This window comes from Methanolobus sp. WCC1 (genome assembly GCF_045690315.1).
GTDB lineage: Archaea > Halobacteriota > Methanosarcinia > Methanosarcinales > Methanosarcinaceae > Methanolobus > Methanolobus tindarius.
Genome location: NZ_CP146979.1, coordinates 3,176,464 through 3,201,931 on the forward strand (window position 1 = coordinate 3,176,464; position 25,468 = coordinate 3,201,931).

The 25,468-nt window shown below is 39.9% G+C and carries 27 protein-coding genes and 1 tRNA gene; 11 read left to right on the forward strand and 17 right to left on the reverse strand.

The features are described 5' to 3' along the window. The first annotated feature begins 37 nt into the window (after positions 1–37). The gene (locus V7O61_RS15055; RefSeq protein WP_407283148.1) at positions 38–889 is read left to right on the forward strand and encodes a hypothetical protein; all 852 of its coding nucleotides are present in this window, start codon (positions 38–40) and stop codon (positions 887–889) included. A 20-nt stretch (positions 890–909) separates the two neighbouring features. Further along, on the forward strand, positions 910–1,617 hold the full coding sequence (locus tag V7O61_RS15060; RefSeq protein WP_407283147.1) for a DNA alkylation repair protein: 708 nt from the start codon (positions 910–912) through the stop codon (positions 1,615–1,617). 20 nt (positions 1,618–1,637) lie between these two features. Here the strand turns inward: V7O61_RS15060 and nth are convergent, their stop codons facing one another. From nth to dusB, 6 genes are all read right to left on the reverse strand, one after another. Further along, positions 1,638–2,291: an endonuclease III gene (gene nth, locus V7O61_RS15065; RefSeq protein WP_407283146.1), complete on the reverse strand. Its 654-nt coding sequence runs from the start codon at positions 2,289–2,291 to the stop codon at positions 1,638–1,640. A 256-nt stretch (positions 2,292–2,547) separates the two neighbouring features. Continuing rightward, positions 2,548–3,423, reverse strand: coding sequence for a pyruvate synthase subunit PorB (porB, locus tag V7O61_RS15070; protein ID WP_023845160.1), 876 nt, complete (start codon positions 3,421–3,423; stop codon positions 2,548–2,550). Further along, complete coding sequence (porA, locus tag V7O61_RS15075; RefSeq protein ID WP_407283145.1) at positions 3,420–4,634, reverse strand: pyruvate synthase subunit PorA; 1,215 nt, start codon at positions 4,632–4,634, stop codon at positions 3,420–3,422. The genes porB and porA overlap by 4 nt, the downstream gene beginning before the upstream one ends. Further along, positions 4,635–4,895, reverse strand: a complete 261-nt coding sequence (gene porD, locus V7O61_RS15080; protein ID WP_023845158.1) for a pyruvate synthase subunit PorD — start codon at positions 4,893–4,895, stop codon at positions 4,635–4,637. It lies immediately after the preceding gene. Beyond that, complete coding sequence (locus V7O61_RS15085) at positions 4,892–5,440, reverse strand: pyruvate ferredoxin oxidoreductase subunit gamma (RefSeq protein ID WP_023845157.1); 549 nt, start codon at positions 5,438–5,440, stop codon at positions 4,892–4,894. Before V7O61_RS15085 ends, porD begins: the two co-directional genes overlap by 4 nt. Before the next feature lie 269 nt (positions 5,441–5,709). Further along, positions 5,710–6,666 (reverse strand): tRNA dihydrouridine synthase DusB, encoded by a 957-nt coding sequence (gene dusB / locus V7O61_RS15090; protein ID WP_407283144.1) that lies wholly within the window; start codon positions 6,664–6,666, stop codon positions 5,710–5,712. Between the two features lie 126 nt (positions 6,667–6,792). On the opposite strand from dusB, the gene V7O61_RS15095 reads away from it, so the two are divergent. The 3 genes from V7O61_RS15095 to V7O61_RS15105 are packed head-to-tail and all read left to right on the forward strand — an operon-like array spanning position 6,793 to position 8,572. Next, positions 6,793–7,329: an AAA family ATPase gene (locus V7O61_RS15095; RefSeq protein WP_407283143.1), complete on the forward strand. Its 537-nt coding sequence runs from the start codon at positions 6,793–6,795 to the stop codon at positions 7,327–7,329. A gap of 24 nt (positions 7,330–7,353) precedes the next feature. Further along, a complete protein-coding gene (locus V7O61_RS15100; protein ID WP_407283142.1) occupies positions 7,354–7,797 on the forward strand; it encodes an RNA-binding domain-containing protein in 444 nt (147 codons plus the stop codon). Between the two features lies 1 nt (position 7,798). Next, positions 7,799–8,572 carry a sugar phosphate isomerase/epimerase family protein gene (locus tag V7O61_RS15105; RefSeq protein WP_407283141.1) on the forward strand — a complete coding sequence of 258 codons (774 nt, stop codon included), beginning with the start codon at positions 7,799–7,801 and terminating at the stop codon, positions 8,570–8,572. 60 nt (positions 8,573–8,632) lie between these two features. On the opposite strand, the gene V7O61_RS15110 is transcribed toward V7O61_RS15105, so the two are convergent. From V7O61_RS15110 to V7O61_RS15135, 6 genes are all read right to left on the reverse strand, one after another. After that, the gene (locus V7O61_RS15110) at positions 8,633–8,803 is read right to left on the reverse strand and encodes a hypothetical protein (protein ID WP_023845152.1); all 171 of its coding nucleotides are present in this window, start codon (positions 8,801–8,803) and stop codon (positions 8,633–8,635) included. Positions 8,804–8,914: 111 nt separating this feature from the next. After that, complete coding sequence (locus tag V7O61_RS15115) at positions 8,915–9,754, reverse strand: hypothetical protein (RefSeq protein WP_407283140.1); 840 nt, start codon at positions 9,752–9,754, stop codon at positions 8,915–8,917. 246 nt (positions 9,755–10,000) lie between these two features. Beyond that, positions 10,001–10,074 (reverse strand) — tRNA-Lys (locus V7O61_RS15120). Between the two features lie 191 nt (positions 10,075–10,265). Further along, positions 10,266–10,709 (reverse strand): hypothetical protein, encoded by a 444-nt coding sequence (locus V7O61_RS15125; RefSeq protein WP_407283139.1) that lies wholly within the window; start codon positions 10,707–10,709, stop codon positions 10,266–10,268. 11 nt (positions 10,710–10,720) lie between these two features. Next, positions 10,721–11,818 carry a hypothetical protein gene (locus V7O61_RS15130; protein WP_407283138.1) on the reverse strand — a complete coding sequence of 366 codons (1,098 nt, stop codon included), beginning with the start codon at positions 11,816–11,818 and terminating at the stop codon, positions 10,721–10,723. Positions 11,819–11,967: 149 nt separating this feature from the next. Continuing rightward, a complete protein-coding gene (locus V7O61_RS15135) occupies positions 11,968–12,810 on the reverse strand; it encodes a hypothetical protein (RefSeq protein WP_407283137.1) in 843 nt (280 codons plus the stop codon). A gap of 272 nt (positions 12,811–13,082) precedes the next feature. On the opposite strand from V7O61_RS15135, the gene V7O61_RS15140 reads away from it, so the two are divergent. Beyond that, entirely contained in the window at positions 13,083–13,577 is a 495-nt protein-coding gene (locus V7O61_RS15140) for an RDD family protein (RefSeq protein WP_023845149.1), read from the forward strand. Positions 13,578–13,630: 53 nt separating this feature from the next. On the opposite strand, the gene V7O61_RS15145 is transcribed toward V7O61_RS15140, so the two are convergent. Both V7O61_RS15145 and V7O61_RS15150 read right to left on the reverse strand, forming a co-directional pair. Continuing rightward, the gene (locus V7O61_RS15145; protein WP_407283136.1) at positions 13,631–15,463 is read right to left on the reverse strand and encodes an ATP-binding protein; all 1,833 of its coding nucleotides are present in this window, start codon (positions 15,461–15,463) and stop codon (positions 13,631–13,633) included. Continuing rightward, positions 15,444–16,727 (reverse strand): DNA double-strand break repair nuclease NurA, encoded by a 1,284-nt coding sequence (locus V7O61_RS15150; protein WP_023845147.1) that lies wholly within the window; start codon positions 16,725–16,727, stop codon positions 15,444–15,446. The genes V7O61_RS15145 and V7O61_RS15150 overlap by 20 nt, the downstream gene beginning before the upstream one ends. A 339-nt stretch (positions 16,728–17,066) precedes the next feature. On the opposite strand from V7O61_RS15150, the gene V7O61_RS15155 reads away from it, so the two are divergent. The 3 genes from V7O61_RS15155 to V7O61_RS15165 all read left to right on the forward strand — a co-directional run bounded on the left by V7O61_RS15155 (position 17,067) and on the right by V7O61_RS15165 (position 20,725). After that, entirely contained in the window at positions 17,067–18,998 is a 1,932-nt protein-coding gene (locus tag V7O61_RS15155) for a sodium:solute symporter (RefSeq protein ID WP_407283135.1), read from the forward strand. Positions 18,999–19,233: 235 nt separating this feature from the next. Beyond that, positions 19,234–19,539, forward strand: a complete 306-nt coding sequence (locus tag V7O61_RS15160) for a hypothetical protein (RefSeq protein WP_023845145.1) — start codon at positions 19,234–19,236, stop codon at positions 19,537–19,539. 148 nt (positions 19,540–19,687) lie between these two features. Next, complete coding sequence (locus V7O61_RS15165) at positions 19,688–20,725, forward strand: methionine synthase (protein ID WP_023845144.1); 1,038 nt, start codon at positions 19,688–19,690, stop codon at positions 20,723–20,725. A 24-nt stretch (positions 20,726–20,749) separates the two neighbouring features. Here V7O61_RS15165 and V7O61_RS15170 read toward each other — a convergent pair whose 3' ends face one another. After that, positions 20,750–21,784, reverse strand: a complete 1,035-nt coding sequence (locus V7O61_RS15170) for a stage II sporulation protein M (protein ID WP_407283134.1) — start codon at positions 21,782–21,784, stop codon at positions 20,750–20,752. A 122-nt stretch (positions 21,785–21,906) separates the two neighbouring features. Here V7O61_RS15170 and V7O61_RS15175 point away from each other — a divergent pair, with 122 nt between their 5' ends. Together V7O61_RS15175 and V7O61_RS15180 are read left to right on the forward strand one after the other, a co-directional pair. Continuing rightward, complete coding sequence (locus tag V7O61_RS15175; protein WP_023845142.1) at positions 21,907–22,650, forward strand: ATPase domain-containing protein; 744 nt, start codon at positions 21,907–21,909, stop codon at positions 22,648–22,650. A 12-nt stretch (positions 22,651–22,662) separates the two neighbouring features. Further along, positions 22,663–23,178 carry a hypothetical protein gene (locus V7O61_RS15180; protein WP_023845141.1) on the forward strand — a complete coding sequence of 172 codons (516 nt, stop codon included), beginning with the start codon at positions 22,663–22,665 and terminating at the stop codon, positions 23,176–23,178. 19 nt (positions 23,179–23,197) lie between these two features. Here the strand turns inward: V7O61_RS15180 and V7O61_RS15185 are convergent, their stop codons facing one another. Both V7O61_RS15185 and V7O61_RS15190 read right to left on the reverse strand, forming a co-directional pair. Then, a complete protein-coding gene (locus V7O61_RS15185; RefSeq protein ID WP_023845140.1) occupies positions 23,198–24,235 on the reverse strand; it encodes an EF-Tu/IF-2/RF-3 family GTPase in 1,038 nt (345 codons plus the stop codon). A gap of 53 nt (positions 24,236–24,288) precedes the next feature. Continuing rightward, a complete protein-coding gene (locus V7O61_RS15190) occupies positions 24,289–25,455 on the reverse strand; it encodes an RNA ligase (protein WP_407283133.1) in 1,167 nt (388 codons plus the stop codon). Between the last annotated feature and the right edge of the window lie 13 nt (positions 25,456–25,468).

A 25,468-nucleotide genomic window follows, 5' to 3' on the forward strand; every position in this document is an offset into this window, starting at 1 on the left:
TAATATTTATGTAGCACCCAATTTATAGTATTTTATAATGAACAAGTCACGTGAAACGAAAAAGAGGTTTGAAGAAAAAAAGCTTTATGAGAATATTGTGGCATTGCTTGAAAAACAAGGTTCAAAGCAGGATTATAATAACAAATGGACGAGGGCATTAACAATTATCTCAGTTACTATTGCTTTTTTTTTATTAGTAGCAACATGTTTGCAGTTGGGTATTAATGATAAATTGACAAGTGCTACAGTTCAGGAATATAGTTACCATCAACCAGATGTTAATTTGGTTGATTCGTATTTTGTAAAATTATATGTTTATGAGATAAATGAAACAACAACAAAATTTTCTTTTTTGAATATAGCTAGAGTTTATAATTCGGCTCAATCTGACGATATTGCGTTAGTTAAACCTAAGGATATAATGAAAGTAGAGCAAATTAATGACTTTAAAGGAATGTCCTTAAACCTTATGAGTGCGAGTAGCGGAGAGATTTTTGGTCAATATACAATTCCCTCTAGAGTTGGCTATGTCACTTCCATAGAAGGTCTTCCATTTCCTGTTCCTATAATACCAGGAAATGCTCCTCAAGAAATACCTTTTTTTAGAACAATAGTGTCTACACATGAAGCAAACCATGAAGAATTTGGTTTTAATTTGAATGACACTTTAGAAGTAAATCATCCGAATGGCTCTTTGATAAAAGAAATAATAATTCCTACAACTAGTAATATTATGTATACTAGAGGCGATGAAAACGCTATTGTTAAAGTGGACAATAACCTTTCTTATGCAATAGATGTCAGATTCACTGATAACGAGACTATTTATGATGGATGGAAAACTCAGTTTCTTTTAAAATACAGTAGTAGTGCGGTAACTTTATCCTAATTAATTTCCAATAAAACCCTATGACTCCAATAATCTCCCAACTCCGAGCCGAGCTTAAGCAAAACTCAGACGAAGAAGCCAGAGCAAGCTCAAACCGCTTCTTCAAAGAACCAATAAAATGCTATGGCATGAAAACTCCGGTTGCCAGAAAAATAGCAAAGACCTATTACAAACAAGTATCCGGCAAAAGCAAGCAGGAGATATTTGCTCTATGTGAAGAACTCCTCAGTTCTGATTACATGGAAGAAGCGTTCATTGCATTCGAGTGGTCGTACAACCTGAGAAAACAGTATGAACCTGAGGATTTTGCTATGTTTGAGAGATGGGTCGGGGATTATATCAACAACTGGGCGAAATGTGATACTCTCTGCAATCACACCGTAGGCACATTCATCGACATGTATCCTCAGTACATTGATTCACTCAAAAAGTGGACAACATCTGATAATCGCTGGTACAAACGTGCTGCTGCTGTAACTCTCATTTTAGCGGCTCGCAGGGGAGAGTTTCTGGATGATATTTTTGAGATTGCTGATATGCTGCTGACCGATGAGGATGATCTGGTTCAGAAAGGCTACGGGTGGATGCTCAAGGAAGTTAGTAAGCAGCACCAGCAGGAAGTATTTGACTACGTGGTGGTGAACAGGAAAGTTATGCCAAGGACAGCTCTCAGGTACGCTATTGAGAAAATGCCGAAGGAATTGAGAGCTAAGGCTATGGAAAAATGAGAATAGCTTAAGAAAGCTTTTCAAACTTCACTCGAAGGGCACAATTCGCTCACAACACAAGCCCCACACTTCGGTCTTCTTGCGATGCACACATTCCGGCCATGAAGTATCAGTGTCATGGAAAGATTCTCAAGGTCTTTCTTCTCAGCAAGAGCCATAAGATCTATCTCTATCTTTTTTGGGTCATTATTTTTTGTAAACCCGAGTTTCTGAGATAATCTTGTTACATGGGTGTCCACTGCAATTCCTTCAATAATATCGTAACCTCTTGCAAGGACAATGTTAGCGGTTTTCCTGCCAACTCCCGGAAGTTTAAGCAGGTCTTCCATATTATCGGGAACTCTGCCACCGAATTCTGTAATGATAAGCTGTGCACTGCCGATTATGTGTTTTGCTTTCTGATGGTAAAATCCTGTGGTGTAGATGTCTTTTCCAAGTTCTGTGAGGTCAGCGTTGGCAAAATCTTCTACATTTTGATATTTTTTGAATAAAACCTGTGTAACCTTGTTCACCTGTTTATCAGTGCACTGGGCTGATAGAATAGTTGCAACCAGCAGTTCCAGAGGATTATTGAAATGAAGCATAGGTTCTGCATTGGGGTATTCTTTTTGCAGAAGCTTAAATATTTCGTCAAAATTTTCTCTGTTGTCAGGGACAGGTGATTGAATGGTCATGGGATGAATTATAATTTGATACTTTTTAGCTTTATTGAGTACCCCAGTGTTTCCACTAGAACTAAAAATAATAACAGAAACAATATTTTGTCAAGAATAGAATTCTTCCAATATATTGTTGTAAATACAATTTAATGAAATAAACATCCCGGTGACATATCTGAAACAGGTATGGTGGGAACTCACAGAAAGTGAGTATTGTGATATAAGGATTACGAATGAAAAAGAGAAAATAAAAATAAGAAAAGATACGGGTTTAGAGCCCGTAAACTTCAATGTTCTTGTCAGCAATAGCCTGGATCTTTGCGATCTCTTCTTCGCCGCCTTCCATCTTGAAGAGGTGGCTGAAACGACGCTGCATCTTGAGGTAGTCCTCAACAGGTTTAATGTTCTTTCCGAGCTTTCTGACCTTTGTAACCTCGCCATCCTCCATTTCGTAGAGTGGCCAGAGACCGGTATTAACAGCTGCCTTTGCAACTTCCACTGTCTTTGAAGTGTCAAATCCCCATCCGGTTGTACATGGAGCATGTGCGTGGATGTAGGTTGGTCCCTCAATCTCAGTAGCCTTTGCGACTTTCTTGATCATGTCCTTTGGGAAACCGATTGAAGTTGTTGCAACGTATGGTGCACCGTGTGCAGCCATGATAGCTGGCATGTTCTTCTTTGGTCTTGGGTTTCCGAATGAAACCTTTCCTGAAGGACTTGTTGTGGTTGAAGCATTGTATGGTGTTGCACCACTTCTCTGAACACCAGTGTTCATGTAAGCTTCATTGTCGATACAAACATAAGTGAGGTCGTGACCTCTTTCGAATGCACCGGAAATGGAACGCATACCGATATCGAGTGTTGCACCATCTCCACCCATCACAAGTACCTTGGTGTTTTCTTTCTTACCAAGTGCCTTAAGGGCAGCTTCAACACCAGCTCCTACTGCAGCTGCATTCTCGAAAAGTGAGTGTACCCATGGTACATCCCATGCAGTTTCAGGGAAAGGGGTGGTCATAACTTCAAGACATCCGGTTGGATTGATGACAATACAGTCCTCGCCGGCGCCCATAAGTGCAAACTTTGCAGCCATTGCGTCACAACAACCTGCACATCCTCTGTGTCCCGGGGCTAACAATGATTTCATAGTAGTTCCTCCTTCACATCGGTAAACTGGCTCTCGATCTTGATACCTGTCTTCATAACCTCTGTAGCTTCATCGATAATCTTTGTGATGGTGTCCACCTTGATGTCACGTCCACCATGACCGATCATGTAACCAACTACAGGTATTCTGATGTCGGTGTTGTAGAGGGAAGACTTTGTTTCGGTAAAGAGTGCACCTTCGTTAAGTCCAAGTGAGATGTTCTTGTCAAGTACGACAACAACCTTTGCATCCTTGACAACATTCTTAATAGCTTCAACAGGGAATGGTCTGAATGATCTGACCTTAAGAAGACCTACTTTCACATTCCTGTCTCTGAGTTTATCAATGACGTCCTTAATGGTTCCGACAATGGATCCCATTGCCATGATGATGATGTCTGCATCATCTGTTCGATACTCGTCAATAAGTCCTCCGTAGTATCTTCCGTATACGTCGTAGAATTCATTTGCTACATCCTCTATTTTCTTAAGAGCTTTCTGCATTGCCTGTTCCTGCAGGAACCTGAACTCTGTGTAGTAGTTAGGGTCTGCAAAAGCACCGAAACTCAGTGGGTTCTTTGGATCCAGAACATTTTCTGGTTCGTAGGTAGGCAGGAATTCATCTGTAAGGTCCTGTTCAAGAAGTACAACAGGTTCGTAAACGTGTGAAAGAATGAAACCGTCCATACAGGTCATTGCAGGCATAAGAATGTCCTTGTCCTCAGCGATCTTGTATGCCTGAGCGGTCATATCTGAGATTTCCTGTGTGTTCTCTGCATAGAGCTGGAGCCATCCTGTGTCTCTCTGGGAGATTGCGTCCTGATGGTCATTCCATATGCTGATAGGTGCACTGACTGCCCTGTTTGCAATTGTCATTACTACAGGAAGTCTCATACCTGAAATGTTGAACAGTACTTCGTGCATGAGTTCAAGACCCTGTGAGGTTGTTGCTGAGTAACATCTTGCTCCTGCAGCTGAAGAACCTACAAGTGCAGAGAGAGCTGAGAACTCAGATTCCACGTTGATGTATTCACAGTTTGGTATTTCACCGTCTGCCATGAATTGTGAGAGATCCTCAACAATGTGGGTCTGTGGTGTGATAGGGTATGCTGAAATTACATTTGGTCTGCAGACTTTTGCAGCGTGTGCAACAGCGTATGAACCTTCGACAACGACCATCTTGCTTTTGTCAACTTTGTTTTCTGGTGCCATTTATTTCTCCTCCAGAACCATTGTGATTGCGCTCTTTGGACATTCATTTGCACATATTCCGCAACCCTTGCAGAAATCATAGTCAAACTCAAAATATCCGTCATCTCTTGGGTTCACTGAACTGTCAGGACACAGGAGTTCGCATAACTTACATTTAATGCATTTGTCGTAATCGTAAACCGGCTTGAAAGTTCTCCATCCACCAGTCTTGTTTACTCTGGTTGTGCCTGCGTCGCAGACTCCACCTGGAAGAATCTTCATTTCTTAGCCTCCTTCATCATTGTGTATGCTTCCTGGATAGCTTCAGCATTTCTGTCTCCTACTTTACCAGGGAACCTTTCCTTAACAGCTTCCATAATTGATTCTGGCTCTATCTCGCCTGTTGCACCTGCAAAAGCGCCCAGAAGGACTGTGTTAACTATAGGTCTTCCAATAATGTCCAGTGCAATCTTTGTTGCATTGACAGTCATTATCTTTGCCTTGGTGTCAAGGTCAAACTTGTCTGCATCAAAATCACTGTTGATAATAAGTATTCCATCTTCCTTGAGACCGCTTGCAACATCGACTACTTCAAGGAGTGTAGGGTCCTGTACAATAACGTAATCAGGTTCGTAGATCTGGCTTCTGAGCCTGATTGGTTCATTGTTGATCCTTGTGAATGCCTGGACCGGTGCACCCCTCCTTTCGACACCGAATGCGGGGAAGGCCTGGCTGAATTTACCGTCTGCAAAAGCAGCAACGGCCAAAAGTTCAGCAGCTGTGACAGAGCCCTGACCACCACGGCCGTGTATGCGTATTTCTTTCATCTAGAATTCTCCATAAACCATGTGTAATAATAGATATAACAAATTATTCCGATTTTTTATACGTTTTTATCGGGTAACATCGCGCGTAAGGTGTCGAAAAAAGATACTTGAAAGCATCAGATTTTTCGTCAACTGACGTTAAATGCAATGTTTAATTGTGTAGAATCGGTTAATTACTATTTAGTCTTTCGGTAATTTACACCGTTAATGTGTTGAAAATTAATAAAAATATACATATTAAAATTGGTTAAATTGATATATTTATGCTATCAATCGGCATGTTTGCACATCTCACTCAGACTTTGCAAAATCTCGTCTATAGTTTTTGAGCTGGCAATGCTCCTCCTTATATGTCTGCCATTTCTCATCCCACGGGTGAACCACTGTGCTTGCGCCTTTATGTTGACAGTATGCATCAGGTCATATTCTTCTAAAAGCCCAAAATATTCCCTGAGGTCTGAAATTCTCTGGCTGCATTCATTATAATCAAGTATGTCCCCGGTTTCAAGGTAGTGAGAAATCCTCCTGAAAAGGAAAGGATTACCCATTGCAGCCCTGCCGATCATTATCCCGTCACATTCAGTATAATCCAGAACCTGCCGTGCAGATGTCTCATCAATGATATCACCGTTAGCAATAACAGGAATACTGAGTTCCTGCTTTATTTTTTTTACATAAGAATGGTCAGCTTTTCCTGAATACTGCTGCTGCCTTGTCCTTCCATGAACAGTTAATGCATGCGCACCTGCATCTTCTATCAGGTGTGCTATTTCCAGGGTTTTTTCCATATATTCAAGAACACGAATCTTTGCAGTCACAGGAGTTGACAGGTTGTCTGTAAGTCCTGTGATGATTTCATGAATAAGTTCAGGTGATCTTAAAAGCGCAGACCCACACCCGTCTTTTGTCAGGAGTCTTGCAGGACAGCCAAAATTGACATCTATAATTTCCGGCTGGTAGATCTCTTCTATCCGGAGAGCTGCCTTTGTCATCTTTTCAGCAGAGTTTCCAAAAATCTGAATCCCAAGTGGTCTTTCCTCTTCACAGCTCATTCCACGGTTTATGCTTTTCTCATTCTCGTAGATGACAGCATCTGAGCTAATCATTTCTGAGTATGTAAATGATGCACCGTATTTTTTGCACATGAGGCGAAAAGGCAGATTTGTCACATTGGACATAGGTGCAAGCAGGATATTTCCTGAAATCTTGATGTCAGCAATTTTCATGGGAATGTCCTATCGAAGGGTATACTAATATATAAGTAGGATCTATGGAAAACTCTATTAAATCACCAGAAATTAAGTTTTAACACTTATCCTTTACTAACTTAATAAAAGAAGAAAGGTTCATCTATGACTAAGATTTTAGCTTTTGTTGGAATGCCGGCCTCGGGCAAATCAGAGGCAGCATCTGTTCTGCGCCAGAAAGGTATCACTGTAATCAATATGGGAGATGTCATCAGGGAAGAGGTAGTCCGCAGGGGACTTGAGCCAACAGACGCCAATACCGGTGGCGTGGGCACAGACCTACGTGAAAAGGAAGGCAGGGATGCTGTTGCAAAGAGATGTATCCCTAAAATCCAGGCTACAAATGAGGATTTCATTGGAATCGATGGTGTTCGCAGTGTTCCTGAAGTTGAGCGTTTCAAAGAGGCGTTTGGCTCAGATTTCACGCTTGTTTCCGTGGATTCACCTCTTGAAATAAGGTTCAATCGTGTGCTTGCCCGCAAGAGAAGTGATGACATGAAAGATATAAGTGAACTGAAGATCAGGGATGATCGTGAACTTGGATGGGGAATGGGTGAAGCAATGGAGATTGCAGATGTTGTTGTTGAGAACAATGGCACCCTTGATGAGTTCAGAGATAAAATCATGGCACTTGTGAAGTAATAATCAACCGGCAGGAAAGTTATCATGATAAAAATTACAGTTTCAGCAGTTGTGAACCCAACAGAGAGCAAGGACAAAGTTTTCTCAGCTCTGGACCGTCTTTTCCCTGAGATGGATTTTGATTACGAGGAAAGCTCAGAGTACAGCGGGAAATTCACAGGTGACAGCGACATCTATGCGCTGAAGAATATCCACTTCCAGATAAGGGAGGAGGAGATTATTGATACTTCACGTACAAGACTTAATGTCGGTTTGTCAGATGACGGACTGTCTACTTCCTTTATCATCAGCAAGCAGGTTGCAAGTGTTGGCCGCCTGAACTATCCTGCACAGGAAGAACCACTTGGTTCTATCAATATCAACGTGACAGCTGACAACGAAGGAGAAATGCAAAGGTTCTTCGACTGGCTGACACCTCCAACAGAAGATGGTGTTCCTGATTTTGAAATGAATATAAGGGATGTTTAATATGAATGTCACGAACCTGAGTTTTTCATCACGTGCAGCAGTAGGAGACCAGTTCAACTGGGCCTATGAACTTGAGGATATGGGATACGCTGGCTGGGAGATTGTCCAGGAAGGTTCACAGACACTTAGTGATGAGAATATCCATCTGGTACGTGAAATCTCCGAAACAACAAACCTTACTCTTACAATGCATCTGCCGTTTTCTGATATGAATCTTGCAGGCCTGAATAAAGGAATTCATGATGAGATTATGCGTCAGATGAAAAAATGTCTTGACATGGGTTCTGATTTTGTAAACCTTGCTGTGGTTCACCCGGGTTATCTTTCACCATACGGAAGTCAGGTTCAGGATCAGGCCTGGAAGACAAATGTCGAGTCAATCCAGCAGCTTTGTGATTATGCAGCAGACATGGGAATTGTAATTGCTGTTGAGAATATGCCAAAAATGCCAAAGATCTACGGCATGAACCCTGATGAAATGCTGGATATTTTGAAAGATGTCAACAGGAAAAATGTTGGAATAACTCTTGATGTAGGTCATGCCAATACTAATGGATTTGTTGGCGAATTCGTGGAAAAGTGCCTTGGAAATATCAAACACATGCACATCCACGATAACCACGGAAAACGTGACGAGCACCTTCCTATTGGGCAGGGAACAGTGGACTGGAAAAAGTTCATGGAAAACATTTCAGGTTACAAAGGTATGATGGTAACTGAAATGATGAACCTCGATGAGGGCAGGCAGTGTATTGAGTATTTGAAAAGCCTCTGAACACTGAGCTTGAAAGTGCCAACAGGCACAAAATAAGAAAACTTCTTTTTTTATTTTATTTTACTCATCCAGCCTGCCGTGCCTGCGGTCGATATCATCGAGCTGGTCAAGCATTTTACGCACGGCTGTCCTTATGGCATCAGCCTGTGTGACAAACTTCTTGTTATCTCCGACATGTTTGTTGAGGTCGTCAAGAAGCTCCTGGGGAATGTCAAGACTCACTTTTGGCATTGTTTCACCTTTTTCAATCAAATAAAATTCAAAGATAGATAAGGCTAATGGAATCTCTACCAGAACAGCAATTGAAAAATAAGAAAATGGAAACCGGTTAAAGTCTAAAACTTACCGGTTCCTTCTAAGCAAAATGAGTGAGATTACAAAAACAAGACTCAAAGCTGAGAAGCCGGGAGTTGCAGATTGAGTTGTTTCTTCTTCAACTGCCATTTCATTTTCAATATTCCCTTCTAGGAATGCAACAGTGACTTCTTTTCCAGAGAGTTCCATTGATTTTTTGATTATCAGTTCATAGATTTTATCTATTTGGGAATCTGTGACTTCCATATCTTTACTAAATGTTATACTATAGCAGCCTTCTATATTCCATCCATTGCTAATGATTGGTCCATTAGGATAAACGTAGGGTTCAATATCTTCACGAATATCATTATGCAGGGCATCAAGAATCGAATACACTTCTTGTTTCTCTTCATCAGAAGAAAAAACTGGCAAATCTCCTCTTATCTCAATTAGACCGGGACTTTCTTTAATGCTGTATGTATTAGAATAACTTATAGCTGCTATTTCTTCTGGTGCCAGATCAGAATCATCTTTTTCTGCCGCTTTTTCCTTTGCTGCAACATCTACTGCAATATCAAGAGCCAGTTTTGCAGCTTCAAGATCCTCATCTGTATTATCAGGGAATCTTTCCCAGGCATCAAGTAAATTCTGTTTTAGTTCGGGTTTTTCATCTTCTGATAAGAGTTCAGTTTCATCAATCCACTGCATCATGGTAGTTTTATCATCTTCTTTCGGGTTTAGCATGATACTTGCCAAAGCATAATATGCTTTATCCGAATCAGATGTGTCCTCAGATACAGCTCCGCATACTATACATGTAGATATAGCAGCAATTAGTAGAATTGATACGATAATCGAGCCTGTAATCTCCCTGTAATATTTCATTTTTCCACCTGTAAAAAGGGTATCAGGACTGTATGGTTTAAAGTAAGCAAGCCGTACACCCCACCCTGTGTATAATTGAGTTTTCTCCGAATACAAGAATTCTGTGCACCGACTTATAATGTTAAGAAACAAAGTTCTGAACAACAGATTCAGAACTTTTGTGGTAAAAACATGATTTAAATTTGTAATTGAATACAGCAATTGCTATCAAGCAGTTAGTGTCACCAGAAAAGAGATTGTAAAATGCGAGCCGGAAGGGAGTTGAACCCCTGGCCTACGGATTAAGAGTCCGTCGCTCTGCCTGGCTAAGCTACCGGCCCGCGTTGTCTTGCTCAGTTGAGCGAGACACCCATACGTACTAGCCTCATATATACGTTTCGGTAAAAAGGGCAAAAAACATGAGTTTTCTCATGAAAATCACTGTTTTGGCGTGCAAGTCATCTATGACTTGAAAAAATATTGGTTGACATTATCAACTCGTCCAAATTGTTCAATAAAAAGATCTGAATTACTAATAATAGTCCCAATTCAGACCATTTTCAAAATCAAAGTACATTTCATCCACAACAATTGGATAATACTCACTTTCATTGTCATATATTCTGATATGGACTTTATTGAAGTTGCTTACTTTCCCTTCATACGTTCTAACAACATCTTCATCAAGAGTTACTTCAAACCTATAATCAGTCCACCGATTAAATTTGAACCAGAATGTCTTCGGATAAGATGCTCCACTCATCGGTCCCAATGAATACTTTTCTTTGACAATGGATTGATTGTATGCTCCAAATACTTCTACGATTACCTCATGTCGGATGTCGTCATCGTTATGTATGTCACAAAGAGGAAGCAAAGAACCGTACAATATGTAAGGAAAGGTGCTGTAAACATAGAATCCAACAAAGAGGAGAATAAAAACTCCTGCAATTAAGCCTGATTTCTTTAGTTTCATAGTAAAGTGTTCTATAGCTGGTTTCTATTTTCCAGCCATTCTCCTTTTTTGACAATTGTAGTTGAGAGAGGATAGAACCCTCCAAAGCCGTTTGTTGGCCATACTCCAAGTTCCATCATAGTCTCTTCTGTCATCTCATATGTGTTCGGAGGTGTTTCTATGATGAATCTCCATCCGTACAGTTCTTCGGGTTTGGAAGTATCGCTCCATCCTTTCACCACCATATCAACATCAAAAACAATTGTCTGGTTGACTGCAGAGGAAATATCCCACATATATAACCAATCAATGGGATAATCAGTTTTTGAAGGCAAGGACAATGTCAAAGTGTTTTCTTCTTTTTTCCTTTCGTCTTCCCAGTATCTGGTTGAAAGATTATTGTTATTCGACATGACACGTATATATTTATCTTTTAAATCAAATGGATTATAATCATTATCGTAAAATGGATTGAAACCATTGTCATTAGTGTCTATTTTTTTAATTTTAAGCTGATATTCAATTGAAGGTGCTTTGTTAGAAATGGAATTACAGTTTACTGTATGCTTTCCTTCTAATCTGAATGAATACATCCAGCGATTACTGAGGGGGAAGCAAACTCCATACCAGATTTTTGTGTTCATTTCTGAATCAAAAGATAATCCGTTCTTATCTTCTCTATAATTATCGTGAAGTATCAGCAAATTTGAACTTTGGTTAAAAAAGGATGTTTCTTCACTATCTCCATTGGTAACATTCTTATTATCCAGATCAATGTAGAACCTGTAAACAGTTCCGTTAGCGATTCTGGGTTCTGTCGAGTACTTGACTTTTTGAAGATGAAATCCGACAATGTAAATGTACTCCACAAAACTCTCATTGTGTATTATTTCGTAAGCCCCGAAACTGGTATTTTTATTCACTAAGTTCTGAGCATCATGATCCTGTGAAAATATTCTCTCGGATTCGGCTTGCAGGCTACTTATGTATCCCATCTGTTGTTTTGTCTCATTTGCAATACGTGCATTTTCTCTTGCGTTTTCTTCCTTTTGGTATTCATTTACAAAATGAATACCTGCCAGCAGAATTACTATTAAAGCAAGAGTAAAAATCAAGTATCGTTGTTTCATAATTAAAACACCTAAAGTATATAGCTAATACGTACTTTGGGTTGAATTATAAATATTTCTATTTATGTTCCAAAAATGATAAAATTAGTTAAAGAAAATGCAAAACTCTACTAATTTGATGTTTGCAATGTTCATCAAGATAAGTTTCATCATGCTCCCAGAAACAATCTCATTAAAAAATCCAGTATTTTCAGAATACCAGCTTGATATTTTTCTTTTGAACATGAATCATAAATTCCATCAATTCCCTGGCTTGGACTGAAATTTGATTCGGATGCAACTGCCTGGACATCGAACATTTTTCCATTCTGTGCTATCTCCAAAGGAACATAACCTCTCAGGATATTTCCTTCTTTTTCCATTTCCCATTTTGAAATTGTTATGCTGGGTGTTCCATATTGGCTGGTGTGTATGAAGAAGTTATAGTCTACAGTCTCTTTTTCTGACACATTCCCTGCAAGTTCCATTTCCAGGACAACCGAGTCTCCGAGAATTTTAGAGTCCAATCGGACAATATCTACATGCTCATATCCGCTAAGTTCGGCTCCTGGCATTCCCTGATACTCAATATCATGTATTCGGTCTTTCACACCGAATTCTATTTCCTTTTCCATTTTCTGACTTTGATCGTAACCAAGCAGCGTAATGAGCAGTAAAAAAACAACCAGGACAGTAATTGTTTTACGATTTATAAAACTCAGTTTCTCTGCAATATTCAGGTTGATAACAGGTATATTCCAGTTTTTAATGCTGTAAAGAGTAATTCCTATCAGGATGCATGAAATGAAAGCTGCTATTAATGAAGTTACAAAAGAAGAGAACGAGAGTTTAATTAAAACAATATAGAAAAAAAGTGAACTTATTCCTGCAATGATAGATATTTTTGTATTTTTAAATAAAAACTGAGCGGGAATGAGTCCCATTATAAACGGAATGACTGCCAATATCATTACATAAACAATAACAAATCCCAAAGTAGGCACATTAGTCATATTTTTTCCCAAACATATATTCATCCAGATTTCACATAGTGAAAAATAAAAACAAACTTATCTAAGTAAATTATTTATTGCTATAATAAGTTTTTGAAGAATCAATGGAGAAATACTTCCTATTGCAGCATTAAAGGTTATACATGCTTCACAACACACCTCGAGAGTCCCATAATCTCAACCATATCACTGTTATCAGGGCTCTGCACTATCAGATAAAATAGAAACACTTATTTATAAATAAATGTAGTTTTCCCCTTGGAGTTTTTATAATGTATTGTCCTAAATGTGGTAATTTTAATGAAGACACTGCTGTTTCATGTAGTGAATGTAATGCAAATTTGAGTTCTATTAATTCTCCAAACAATGGTCAATTACCTTATGCAGGATTTTGGATACGATTTGCTGCAAGATTTATTGATGGAGTTTTTTTGTATATATTTGGTTTAATTATTGGTGTAATTGCAGGTGTTTTGTTCCAGGGATCACTAGTTTTTATTCTGCTAAGTTCTATTATTGTTGGAATTAGTTATTTCGCAGGCTTTGAGAGTTCAGAAAAACAAGCAACAATTGGCAAACAAGTAGTTGGAATTAAAGTAATAGATTATGAAGGAAATAGAATATCCTTTGGAAAAGCAGTTGTTAGATCCATAGTCAAAGATGTAACCGCGTTGATGCTTGGAATTGGTTACATAGCCATTCCATTCTCTGAAAAGAAACAGGGACTCTATGACATGGCGGCTGAAACTTTTGTGGTTTATAAATAAAGCTTCCTAAAGGAAGCTTTCATTTACTTTTCTGAAAAGGCTGATCAATAGCCTCACACATGCTTCACAACACACCTTGAAAGCCCCATAATCTCAACCATATCACTGTTATCAGGGCTCTGAACAATCATCTGCCCTTTCTTCAGGTAAGGAATTCTCTTCTCAAATTCCTTTTTCACCTTCATGGTGCTGATTGCAGCATCATTACTGAGATTAAGAATCACACGCGTATTGATCTGCTTGAAAATTGTATCATCAATATCCTGTGGATCCTGTGTAATAAGGAAAAGTCCAAGTCCTTCCTTTCTTCCCTGACGTGCAGCATCAGCAAACTTGGAAATGAGTCTCCTTGAGTGCTCTCCACCTGCCTTTGCAAGATAACGGTGAGCTTCATCAAGTCCAAGGATTATCGGAGTTTCCTTCACAGCAGCCTCTCCTGAAGTGTTCAGTTTGTTATCGACTATCGTGCTCATCAAAGTTAGAGTAATAATATCACGTATTCTTGAGTTTGTGATATACTCGGTAGGAAACACACTAACCTGTCCCGGTTTGAATATCTGTCCGAGAATCTCACTTATCGGTCTTGCAGGCTGGTCAAATACTCTTGCAAGAGCCCGGTTCTTTACCCTTCGCACGATACCATCATAGGAAGATTCGTGTATCTTACCACTTTCAACATACAGGTCTCTGGTTACATCGTTATCAATAAAATCCATGAAACCACTGTAAGTGTGCTGTCCGGGTTTCTTGAAGTAATCTTCAAGCAGCAGGTCAACTCCTACATACTGCAATTCGGTCATGCCTACTGGTGCAATGAGCCACGAGTTTTCCTTTACCATTTCAAAAGGAATGGTGAACTCTATCTGCTCAGCTCTGGACCTGCCAGTGTAGGCTTCACCATTGATCTTAGCAACAAATGTTTTTGTGTTCTTGCAGGCACCAAAATTAACCTTTTCAGCTCTGAATTTGAAGTCGTCATCATCCGTTATCTCTGGATTGTCCTCAAAGAGCTGGGAATACTCATCCTGAGGGTCCATAATCACAAGGCACGGATTTCTCCTTTCTTCAGAACCTCGGAGCTTGTAACGGTTGTTCTCACTCATGAACTGACGCAGCAGGTTCTTTGTCAGGAACGTTTTTCCCGTACCTGTACTTCCACATACAAGCATGTGCCTGAATATCAGAGGGTCTCCCATTAAGTAGTCATTTCTCAGGTAATATGGGACAGTAGGAGGAACAGCGTGTGTCTTTACAAGTTCCCCGCCAACGCTCAGGTGTCCCATGAAGATTCCTTCCTCAGGAATATTGAGACCGGTCTGTATCTTCTTTTTATCAGTTACAGGAAAAATAGGAGTATTTGGACGTGGTATCCTGTCGCTCATTCTCCTGTCAAGGATTCCCTTTCCCCTTGGTTCGTAAAGGATGCAAATAGGGTCAAGGTAAGCCAGGAACTTATAGTCAACCTCATCTGTAGTATTGGACTGCAGCATCCTGCGAGAGTGGATCTCGGTCGCATCATCAACAGCATATTCCTGAAGGTACTGGAGTTTCCATATTCTTGCGAACAGGTCTTCATCTCCATACGGGACCATGACATAGGTTCCAAGTCTCACTTTCTGGCGGTGTGATGTTGTAATATATCCGGTAATTCTTGCTCCGGCTTCTGTTATTTCCAGCGGGTCAATTCCTGTGGTGATTATACCGAAAGCATCATCTGAAACTCCGTTCTGCATGTATGCATTGCTATCTGTTTCAGGTACAAGTTCCTCAAAATCATCTTCACCCGTTGCACTCAGTTTTTTGTCAATTGCCGGAATCTCGACATCCATTTCATCATCCATGTCGCCTGCAAAAGAAAGTATGTCCTTATCTCTCATCCTTCTCATCCCATCTTACACTGTTATAATTAGTATCAATTTTAGAATTCCTGAATCTGTCAATGATATTCTTTCTTTCAGGCACCGGTATCTTTGCTATTGAATCTGCCTTTGAAAGTGTCTTTGGTATTCCGTTAAGTGCCAGGTCGTAGAGCACTTTTCTCGTCATGCGGTTTCTCAGTTCTTCGTTCTTAACAAGCCCGTAAGGTGATTCTATTTTAAAAATTGTATTAAGCTTTGGAACATACGCCATGAAAAAACTAAGGGCATAATCCTCTGCATCGAATTTGCTGTCGGCAAGTTCCGCCACAAGCGGCGAAGTTGATTTCAGCATCTTTTCGTAGAACTGGTTTGGCTGCACGAACCAGTTTGTGTAGGTGATATATTTCTCAGCTTCCCGTCTCTTCATACCTGTTCTTTCAAGAGAAAGTGCATTCTTGAAGAATTGTGCATCTACAAGCCATGGGAGGTCAAGTTCAGGCTCCTGCTTCCTTAGTGCCAGCATTATCTGCATGTCCTCCGGGTTCTTTACAAAACCCACTAGAGGCTTCATATTTTCAATATGATGGTCCATTATGTCAATGTAATTCTGAATTATTTTCCTGCTACTGGGGTCGATGCTTATATTCACATCTTCGGAATTGACCACCATCCAGTACATTATTCTTTTAGGATAAATGGGACCATCCATTATGAAAAAATCATCATTTCCAATGCTGTCAAGCATCCAGAGTATGTGCTCTGATTCAGAAAGATAGAGAGCGATGTCGTGTAATATGTCAGTGACTTTTTTGTTGAGCAGCCCGGGTTGTACTTGAATTATCTTTTTTCTTCCACATCCTTCATCAAAAGATTCCCAGTCGTTACTGGTATTAAGATACACCTTATCACTCAAAGTATAAGCCGCTGCAACAATTGTCCTTTTGCTGTGAACGTCAAGGTCAGTAGGCGTACATGCCATAGCACAGTGGCAGAAATCGATGTACAGACCATTATCAAATGTCTTGGCAGTAGTGCTTCCACTGTCGCAGGAATAAGATACCGGGAAAGGATCTTCAGAATGCAGCATTCTCTCAATACTTGCTTTTCCACGTCTGACCGGTCCGATAGATCTTAACACTACCTTGCCGTTGTATTCAAGTTTCCTGAGCCTTTCAAGTATGTTTCTTACTTTTTCATTATCATCGCTGTCGTTTTCATCTTTTTTGAAACATTTATCAATACGGTCGACTATTTCATGTATCTCTTTTATGTGAACCGGCTCAAGGGTCATGCTAGGAAATAGTATCTGAATGATAATATTATTTTGTATTGAGTATTGAATTGATCATAGAATTTAAGCAGAGAATTAATATTCAATTTAGTTATTTAAGATGGGAAATCCCATTTTATTAACTCAATTTAATTTTGTATCTTGGAATGAATTTATTAAAATAGCCATCAATAGAGTATGTTTAATTTGTGAGGGTAAATTAAATTGATTAAACATAAAGTGGATTTTTTGAAAACCCTTATATACTTACTAAAATAAGAGTTATAACACATATATAAAGGCCTTCGATAATCTGTATCGGAGTTTTAAATCATTATAAGAGGTTAAGAGGTAGTAATTATGGAAAGTTATCAGATATTCCTTATATTAATGGCAGTCTATTTGCTTGGACTCATTGGTATAGGATTATATTTTACAAAAAAGCAAAAATCTGTAACTGATTTCTGGCTTGCAGGCCGTAAGATCAGTTCAGTGGGAATTGGTTTCTCCGCAGCATCTTCATGGATGACTGCTGGTGGAATTCTATCAGTCATTGCACTTTACATGTTGCTTGGAATGGGCTCTATCTGGAGCTTTGTAGCCCCAAACATCATTGCACTGTTGTTGATCGCTCTGCTTGTAGGTAAAATAAAACACCTGCCTGCAATCACACAGCCTGAATTACTTGAACAGAGGTTCAGTAGTTCAATACGTGCGCCTGTTGCCGTTGTTATCGCAATCGTAATGGCTCTTTTCGCTGTTGCCGATATCAAGGGTTTCTCACTTGTACTAAGCATATTCTTCGGTCTTGAACCAATATACGCAGCGGCAATTGTAGCTCTTGCAATCTCAGTTTACGTAACACTTGGAGGTTTCTCCGCAGTTATCTGGACTGACATGATACAATTCATCATGCTGGCTACATTCTCACTTATAATTGCTTTTGTAGTTGTAACAGCAGCAACATCCGGGGCTGCCGATGCACCTGCCATGACAACTTCAGATCTTTTCGGTGATGTCCCTTCAGGATGGTGGAATCCATTTATAATTGGTGTTCCGGCAGTGCTTATAGCCATTTTTGCCATAATTCCAGGATGGATCACTGAACAGGATCCATGGCAGAGAATATGGGCTGCGAAGGATGAGAAATCAGCAAGAAATGGTATGATCCTTGGTTCCTTCCTTATTTTCCTCATCTTCGGTGTTGCATGTACTGCAATAGCAATCAGTCTTAACCATATTTATCCTGAGATACCGGCTTCATTTGCAGAGATTGGAATGGGTGCAATGGCAGCAGCAGAACCGGCTCTTCTTGTCTACATTGTAAGCACTCTTTCACCAGTAGCAGTCGGTCTTTGTGCAGTTGGTCTTGCAGCAGCAGCAATGTCCTCTGCAGATACATTTGCAACTTCAGGTGGTTCATGTATTTCACGTGATATTTACCAGAGATACATAAAACCGGATGCAACAATGAAGCAGATGATGACAATAAACAGGATCAGTGTTCTCATTATCGTAGCACTTGCAACTGTTCTTTCATTCTACATTGACAGTATCATTGATGTAATCCACATTGCAACCTTTATTGCAAGTGCAGCCTACTTCTTCCCACTCATGGGAGGTCTTTTCTGGAAACGTGCAACAAAGCAAGGTGCTCTTGCAGGACTGATTGTTGGCGCAGTTGTACAGATTGGACTGACAGCTATAGATCTTGCAAACACCGCTCCATTTGCAACAGCTTATCTTGATACACTTCACCCAGTACTTTCAAACCACGGTGTAATTTTAGGAATGCTTCTCAGTGGAGTCGCTTTCTTTGGTGTCTCACTTGCAACAAAACCATCTGATATTGTAAACCTTGCTCCGTTCTTTGCTGATGAAGCAGAGAAGCTTGAGAAGGAGGCAATGATCGTTGACGAGTCAGATCCGGAATACAAGAAGCTTTCAAAGGTTATCGAAAAGGAAGTTACAGGAGATCGTGCAAGTGTTAAACTCAATTTGGAAGCATCTGCAACAATTAATTGGGACAGGTTTGTTACAGAACTCAAAAACATTCACCCATCCTGGGTAACTCCAACCGGAAGGGATTCTGTTTACAGGCTCACCAAGGCAGATATGCTTGCCTGTGTTTCACTTACCCGTGGAGACAGTGAAAAGGAAATCTGGTTTGCAGCAGAACCACTTGCAGCTGATCTTGACCTGAGTGAAAAAGAGTTCCTTGTTGCTTTCAAGCAGGTTGCAGAGGCATTTGCAAACGTCGGATTGTTGCTGACATTACCTTCTGACAATTAAATACGGCAAACAGTTTTAATAACTTTAAGCTTCGGTATTTTTATCCGAAGCAATTATTTTTTTATGTAAGATTGATTTCATCTCTAATCACGAAATCCGTATTATTTTTCTATTTATTTCTATATTCATTTCAAATATCAGTGTATTCTGTAAATATTCACTTCGTATATATTAAATAAATATAATTACCAAAACTATATCTAATGTTAGTCTAATATATTTTCCCGTGGTACCCATGGAATTGAAAAATCCTATATTAGACATTGAAATGACCGAAGAGAACAAGGCTCAGCTTACTTCTTTAAAGAATGGCTTTGAAGAGCTTAGCGCAGAAGAGAAACTTGATGTTATTGATTTCCAGAACATAATGCTGCAAAAAGTTTCCAATCACCGTGAAAAGTATGGAATGCCAGATAGCAGCCAGGCTCCAAATAGGGATGCAGATGAGATAATTTCTCACATGTCTCCAAAATCTCTGGACTATTCTCAGATGTGCATCAATTATTACGTCTCAAAGATTTCATCAACTCTTAGAAAATAACTGACTTTTTGTCAGTTTCATTTCTTTTTTTTCACGTTTTGTATCCATTTTTTGTTTTATTTTTCAATAGCTTATTTGCAACAGTAAACTCCGTTTTTGCAAACATCACTCAAAACTTATAAGTTAAATACAGGCAAATAAGAATGGCATGGCAGAGATAATCTTTGATGACATTGGCAGTTTTCCTCTTCCGGCAGGAACATCCAAAGAGTGGATGGCTGGAAAGTTCTCTGAGAAGAAAAGTGATGCAGACCTGTTTAAGGTTATAAATGATGCTTTCATGATGAAAGTGGAAGCTGGTGTTGAGGTGGCAACATATCCTCAGTATCAGGATATGAACGAGCAGTTCCTTTCTATTATCAGGGATCCGGATTGCACAGAGGAACCTTTCAAAGTCAAAGTCTCAGATGCCCGTATTATTGAACTTGAAGCGATTTCTGAAGTTGCAAAAACTTACAGGGAAGAAAACGGAGAAAAGCTCAATGTCCGTGTCTGTGTAACCGGCCCTCTTGAACTCTATCTTAAAGAGTTTGGTGGAACCGAATATGTGGACATACTGAACCTTCTGGGAGAAAGTGTTGACAGATTCGTGCAAAACTCACTTTCTGTTGCTACAGATTTCAATATTAAAACCATTTCAATTGACGAACCCAGCATAGGAATAAATCCTCAGGTTATGTTCTCTGACAATGATCTCATAAAAGCCATGGACACTGCATGCAGCTCAGCTAAAAAAGCCGGCTGTGATGTGGAAATTCACCTGCATTCACCACTGCATTACAAGCTTGCCTGCCAGACCGAGAATATCAGTGTCATAGGTGTCGAATCTGCAGCCACACCATCATATCTTGACCTTATTGATAAAAAGGAACTCGAAGACAGCGATTCTTACATGAGGGTTGGAATTGCAAGAACAGATGTTTTCAACCTTGTTTCTGTTCTTAATGACAAATACAACACAAACGTCTGGAAAGAAACCCAGTATTTCCCTGAGATAATAAATGATATGGAAACCCCGGAGATTATCTCAAAGAGACTTTCAAAGGCATATTCCATGTTCGGAGAATCTATAAAGTATGCAGGTCCGGATTGTGGTCTTGGAGCATGGCCTTCTCAGGAAATAGCTGCTCAGCTATTGAGTAATGTTTCAAAGGGAATGAGCGATTTCAGGCAGTCATCTGAATAATCTTTCTTTTATTTTTCCTTTTTATCAGGCAAGGTATGGTTCCAGAATACCATCAATTGATCCCATCACTTTATCTACAATTCCAAGTGTGACATAGGTTTCAATATACGCTGCAAGAAGAAGTGTCAATACAATCAGTGCTGCCATTTTCCATGTATATGATGAAAAAAGGTACTCTTTTGTGGTCTCAAAAACATATCCCGTATTTTTCAGAAGACTTTCAACATCATCTCCGGTAAAAAGTCTCCTTTTGATAACATCCTGTGCCTGGATATGCGCAAAATGATACCCAACAGCTGCTGCCACAAGGAGCGCGGGGATTTCTATGATTCCATGGGGAATAATCGATATAAAAAAGTAGACCACATTATAGAATAGTCCTAGAACAATTCCTTTTTCACCAAACAGCTCAAAGCCTGTTAGTGCCCCGTTGAAAGCAAAGTATGCAAGCAGGATTCCCATAATTGTTCCATTGACAAGCAGTATCAAAAGTGGAACAGTGTATGGAAGCATATATGAGAACATACGGTACTCATATTTTCCATAGCCACAATACTGCCAGATGGTGTCCGCTTTTTCGTTGTTCTCACTTTTTATTTCTAACATGTCCGGGTCAAGTGCAGATGCGATACGCATAAGCACCTTATATAAGGGCATCATGGTTTTTTCCATAAGAATTGAAAGACCGGCATAATACCTGTTCTTTGGTCTCATGGCAATATCACCAATCAGCAATTTGTGCACCATCATGAAAAGACCTGTACCGATAATTGCACAACATGCCGCAAGGCTGTTAAAGAAAAAAATAGCCCACATGGGGTTTATATATACGGAAGTTACAGCAACTTTAGACGTTGCAGCCGAAGCAGTGGACATAATTACTTCACTTACTACTTCACTGGCAGGCTCCGGTTCAGGAGTAAGGAATGTCAGGGTGTAAGCCACTATAGCAAGGATAAACGCAAAAAAGACAGATAACAGAAATACTTTGCAAGTCCATACGATATCCTTTGCACCGATACTGAAACTGTTCATGTTTTTGTATTCTCCACTTCTCATGTATGGCACTTTTACTATTTTATAAATTATCGATGCATTGAAATACCTTATGCATTATATAATTGTATTACTATATTACTACACTAGTATATTACTATTCATTACGTTTGGGAAGTATATCAATGCGAATACCTACAGGAATAGAGGGTTTTGATGACCTTGTACAGGGCGGTTTGCTCACAGAGAGGGTTTATGTGTTAAGCGGCCCTCCCGGAAGTGGAAAAACAACTTTTGGAGTTCAGTTCCTTGCCAACGGTGCAAGCGCAGGTGAAGTTGGACTCTATGTGACCCTGCTGGAATGCCCGCAGAACATTATTAATGATATGTCAAATTACGACATGAATGTTCCCGGTTTGATCAAGATGAAAAAGCTCTTATTTGCTGATCTTGGTCCGCGCATGGAATATGGATATATGGACGAAGTCAGCGAGTTTATTACTACGGATTATGATGTGGGAACAAGTTCAATTGAGACTGAGGCACCTTCTCCTTCAATGGTCTTTAAGGAAATAGCAGCATATGTCTCGGAATATGATGTTAAAAGGCTCGTTATTGATTCAGTATCAGCTATCCGTTTCACAACCAGAGACCTGTCGCTTCAGGAAAAAGAAATGAGCAGGTTCATGCGCAATCTCAAAAAACTGGGTTGCACTACTTTGATACTATCTGAAATGACCGATCCGACTGCTTATTCTACTGAACAGTTTGCTGCTCATGGTGTAATATTCATGCATAACTTCCTTTATGACAGGACAATGACACGTGCTGTTCAGGTTATTAAGATGCGTGGAACAAAACATGATTGTAATATGAGAAGTGTTTCATTCTCAGAAAAAGGGCTGAAAGTAGAAGGCTATCTAGAATAACGGTTGTCTGTTATGGTAAGGATATTCAAAAAACAAGAGGATGAGAAAAAAGAACTTCCTCATGATGGAAAAGTCCAGCTTGCAGATGCTTCGCGAAGACTGGGCTTTGAAGTAGGTTACCATCGTCACTCAGAAATTGGATGGGTACGTGACAAGCTGGTTCAGATATACAGCTTTGCCGATCAGTATGATCTCAATGATTTTGTAAAAGAACATTACAACCAGGGAAAAGAGGAGGGTGCCAAGGCAAAGGATCGCGATACTAAATCCGGACTTACCAGAATGGCTAATGGTAAAGCAGAGCCGGAAGTACCTCCGAATTTTACTATTGAAAGAACCAAGAATGAACATTCTGTTCCCGGTAAAAGGTCTGGTTTTAGTAATGCCGAGTATGACTTTTCCGGTCCATCAGAAGTGACACGCCAGCCAAGGCTTGTAGATCTTCCTGATAATATAGAAAGAGCTAAAGTTGTGGAAAGACCTTCATTTCTGGAAGGTGCAAAGCATCTGACACCTAAGAAGAAGTAACCAAAAACACGAAAAAAATTTATTGTTCATGCCCGTAGGCAATGAACCTCTGTTTTTCATCCAGGTTAGAAAGAATGAACCTGTCATCTTTAATGTAGGAAATTTCCTTGCTTCCTTCAAGTTTTAATGTGTATTCCTTTCCAGGATTTGCGGTATCAACAGTGTTTCCAGCTTCATTGATCTCTACAACCCTTACAGGGGAAGACTGAAGTCCGACATAAAGGTGTAACATATCATTTACATTGAATGATTTTGCAAGGGGTGAAACCCTGCAGCTTAGCACGAAGTTTGTTGCAACTGTCTCTTCGTTTGAGACAACAAATCCCCTGTCGATATCTTTGGACTGGATGCCTTTCAGTGCAAGTCCTACTCTGGCCCCGGCCGGAGCAGATTTTACATCTACATCGTGCATCTGTATTGACCTGATCTCAAGCTCTTTCTTTGTGGGATATGCGATCATTTTGTCCTTCATGTTGATAGTTCCCTGTTCTACAACACCCAGGACAACACAACCGATACCTGTAACATTGAAAGACTGGTCAATCATAATTCTTGGGCTAAGTCCGTCAAGTTCCCTTTGTTCTTCGTCAACTTTAGCGCCAATCTCAAAAATGAGTTCTTTGAGTTCTTCCATTCCTTCAAATGAACTTGTGGAAATTGACATATAATCCCAGTTTTCAAGTGCTGTTCCCTTAGTAAGATTCTGAAGCTTAGCTTTCAGTTCGTCAACAGCAAAAGGATAGGTAGCATCTGCCTTTGTGAGAACTACAATACCATGTTTGTATTGCATAAGGTCAAGTGCGATGATACATTCTGCAGCCTGCGGGTCGAGTCCTTCAGGCGGGATGCATAAAAGTGCAATATCTGAAAGATTGAGTGCTGTGATAAGAGGTTTAACAGATACCGGATAACCGGTGGCATCAATGGTTGTGAGTATGCTGTCATTCTTGGCATAATCGTACATTGTTACGTCAGTGACGTTACCTTTCTTTCCAAGTTTTCCGGCAAGAGTGGTCTTACCGCTTTTCTCACTTCCGATGATAGCAATCTTTGTCATGTAGGCACCTTTGTTGTGGTTTACGAATTAATCTATTCAGATATATGTCTTTTTCATGACCACAACTGACCTTCTAACATTGCAAGTGTCTTATCATTTGTGCTTTTATTCACCTTTTTTATCTCAGCCACGTATTCGTCCCCCTTTCTCTCAATTTCCCCAAGTGCAACGTAGAGCCCGAACCTGTCAAGATAATCCCTGAATTTGAAAATAGTTTCCCGGTCTTTCACACGTATGCGGAATTCATCGGATATTCTTTCTCCGCTTTCAACCTGTTCAATGGTTTTCTTCATAGGGAGAAGTATACTTTCCCCAAGTCTCAGGCATCTTTCTCTGAATTCTTCTTCATTTTCGCTCCACTCATGTGACTGGAATCCTTCACGAATGACTCTTGAATATAGATAATCTCTTCCGGCTTCATTGTAGAATTTAAATGCCTGCCTCAGATCAGAACAATTACTTTCAGAACACGTGTATTTCATTGGTTGCAATACCATTGCCGGATCTTTGATAACGACTCCTTCTCTTCCTTTTTTTCCAAGTTCCTTTATTATTTCTGTTATCTTAGAAGAGGCGCTATTGATGCTGAAATCTCCAAAGAGTCTGACCTGGTTGAATCCATATTTTCCGGCAAGTTCTCTTCGTCGATGAACCGGCAGAGCTTCGCCTGTATTTTTGTAACGTATGTCAAAAACAAAGAAATCCAGTGATTCTATTCCATAAGCTTCTTTCTGAACATACGGATTTTCGGGTCCTGTCATTTCTCCATAGACCACAAGGTCAGGATGTTCCCTGAAAAAATCCGGTTCAAGAAAATTCTGTATTCGTTCAGTAGAATAAGGGCATACATGGCCGCTGCGGGTAAATGCAATGAGTTTTTCCCTAAATTCTATTACACGGACATTGTATCCGTTCATTTTCTCTTCAACTGAAACTGAAGAGATTTCACTGAAATTGTTCAGCAGAGCTGGCTCAAGGAGCATTGCTCTTTTAATCTTTGGAAAACCACGCACCAGTTCAAAAGTTCCATGGTGGTCGATGAGCACGGTCCCATCTTCCATTTGTGGTGCATGTCCCTGAAACCTGTAAATATCGTAGTATTCATCCCAATTGCGTTTCAGGTTTCCTTTTTCAACAAGGTCTGAAATTTTAGAAGGTGGGAGTTCAAGGAACTCTGCCACCTTTTCAATATTCAGTTCTGAATTTCTGGAGTTTTTCATCTCCATTCACCCG

What these genes read in the sequence shown, in the direction of transcription:
- porD (WP_023845158.1), bottom strand. Translation starts at nt 4,895, where the DNA reads ATGAAGATTCTTCCAGGTGGAGTCTGCGACGCAGGCACAACCAGAGTA.
- V7O61_RS15140 (WP_023845149.1), top strand. Translation starts at nt 13,083, where the DNA reads ATGTATTGTCCTAAATGTGGTAATTTTAATGAAGACACTGCTGTTTCA.
- V7O61_RS15105 (WP_407283141.1), top strand. Translation starts at nt 7,799, where the DNA reads ATGAATGTCACGAACCTGAGTTTTTCATCACGTGCAGCAGTAGGAGAC.
- porA (WP_407283145.1), bottom strand. Translation starts at nt 4,634, where the DNA reads ATGGCACCAGAAAACAAAGTTGACAAAAGCAAGATGGTCGTTGTCGAA.
- V7O61_RS15155 (WP_407283135.1), top strand. Translation starts at nt 17,067, where the DNA reads ATGGAAAGTTATCAGATATTCCTTATATTAATGGCAGTCTATTTGCTT.
- V7O61_RS15095 (WP_407283143.1), top strand. Translation starts at nt 6,793, where the DNA reads ATGACTAAGATTTTAGCTTTTGTTGGAATGCCGGCCTCGGGCAAATCA.
- V7O61_RS15060 (WP_407283147.1), top strand. Translation starts at nt 910, where the DNA reads ATGACTCCAATAATCTCCCAACTCCGAGCCGAGCTTAAGCAAAACTCA.
- nth (WP_407283146.1), bottom strand. Translation starts at nt 2,291, where the DNA reads ATGACCATTCAATCACCTGTCCCTGACAACAGAGAAAATTTTGACGAA.
- V7O61_RS15135 (WP_407283137.1), bottom strand. Translation starts at nt 12,810, where the DNA reads ATGACTAATGTGCCTACTTTGGGATTTGTTATTGTTTATGTAATGATA.
- V7O61_RS15130 (WP_407283138.1), bottom strand. Translation starts at nt 11,818, where the DNA reads ATGAAACAACGATACTTGATTTTTACTCTTGCTTTAATAGTAATTCTG.
- V7O61_RS15125 (WP_407283139.1), bottom strand. Translation starts at nt 10,709, where the DNA reads ATGAAACTAAAGAAATCAGGCTTAATTGCAGGAGTTTTTATTCTCCTC.
- V7O61_RS15110 (WP_023845152.1), bottom strand. Translation starts at nt 8,803, where the DNA reads ATGCCAAAAGTGAGTCTTGACATTCCCCAGGAGCTTCTTGACGACCTC.
- V7O61_RS15165 (WP_023845144.1), top strand. Translation starts at nt 19,688, where the DNA reads ATGGCAGAGATAATCTTTGATGACATTGGCAGTTTTCCTCTTCCGGCA.
- V7O61_RS15190 (WP_407283133.1), bottom strand. Translation starts at nt 25,455, where the DNA reads ATGAAAAACTCCAGAAATTCAGAACTGAATATTGAAAAGGTGGCAGAG.
- V7O61_RS15160 (WP_023845145.1), top strand. Translation starts at nt 19,234, where the DNA reads ATGGAATTGAAAAATCCTATATTAGACATTGAAATGACCGAAGAGAAC.
- V7O61_RS15145 (WP_407283136.1), bottom strand. Translation starts at nt 15,463, where the DNA reads ATGAGAAGGATGAGAGATAAGGACATACTTTCTTTTGCAGGCGACATG.
- dusB (WP_407283144.1), bottom strand. Translation starts at nt 6,666, where the DNA reads ATGAAAATTGCTGACATCAAGATTTCAGGAAATATCCTGCTTGCACCT.
- V7O61_RS15100 (WP_407283142.1), top strand. Translation starts at nt 7,354, where the DNA reads ATGATAAAAATTACAGTTTCAGCAGTTGTGAACCCAACAGAGAGCAAG.
- porB (WP_023845160.1), bottom strand. Translation starts at nt 3,423, where the DNA reads ATGAAATCATTGTTAGCCCCGGGACACAGAGGATGTGCAGGTTGTTGT.
- V7O61_RS15055 (WP_407283148.1), top strand. Translation starts at nt 38, where the DNA reads ATGAACAAGTCACGTGAAACGAAAAAGAGGTTTGAAGAAAAAAAGCTT.
- V7O61_RS15085 (WP_023845157.1), bottom strand. Translation starts at nt 5,440, where the DNA reads ATGAAAGAAATACGCATACACGGCCGTGGTGGTCAGGGCTCTGTCACA.
- V7O61_RS15150 (WP_023845147.1), bottom strand. Translation starts at nt 16,727, where the DNA reads ATGACCCTTGAGCCGGTTCACATAAAAGAGATACATGAAATAGTCGAC.
- V7O61_RS15170 (WP_407283134.1), bottom strand. Translation starts at nt 21,784, where the DNA reads ATGAGAAGTGGAGAATACAAAAACATGAACAGTTTCAGTATCGGTGCA.
- V7O61_RS15185 (WP_023845140.1), bottom strand. Translation starts at nt 24,235, where the DNA reads ATGACAAAGATTGCTATCATCGGAAGTGAGAAAAGCGGTAAGACCACT.
- V7O61_RS15175 (WP_023845142.1), top strand. Translation starts at nt 21,907, where the DNA reads ATGCGAATACCTACAGGAATAGAGGGTTTTGATGACCTTGTACAGGGC.
- V7O61_RS15180 (WP_023845141.1), top strand. Translation starts at nt 22,663, where the DNA reads ATGGTAAGGATATTCAAAAAACAAGAGGATGAGAAAAAAGAACTTCCT.
- V7O61_RS15115 (WP_407283140.1), bottom strand. Translation starts at nt 9,754, where the DNA reads ATGAAATATTACAGGGAGATTACAGGCTCGATTATCGTATCAATTCTA.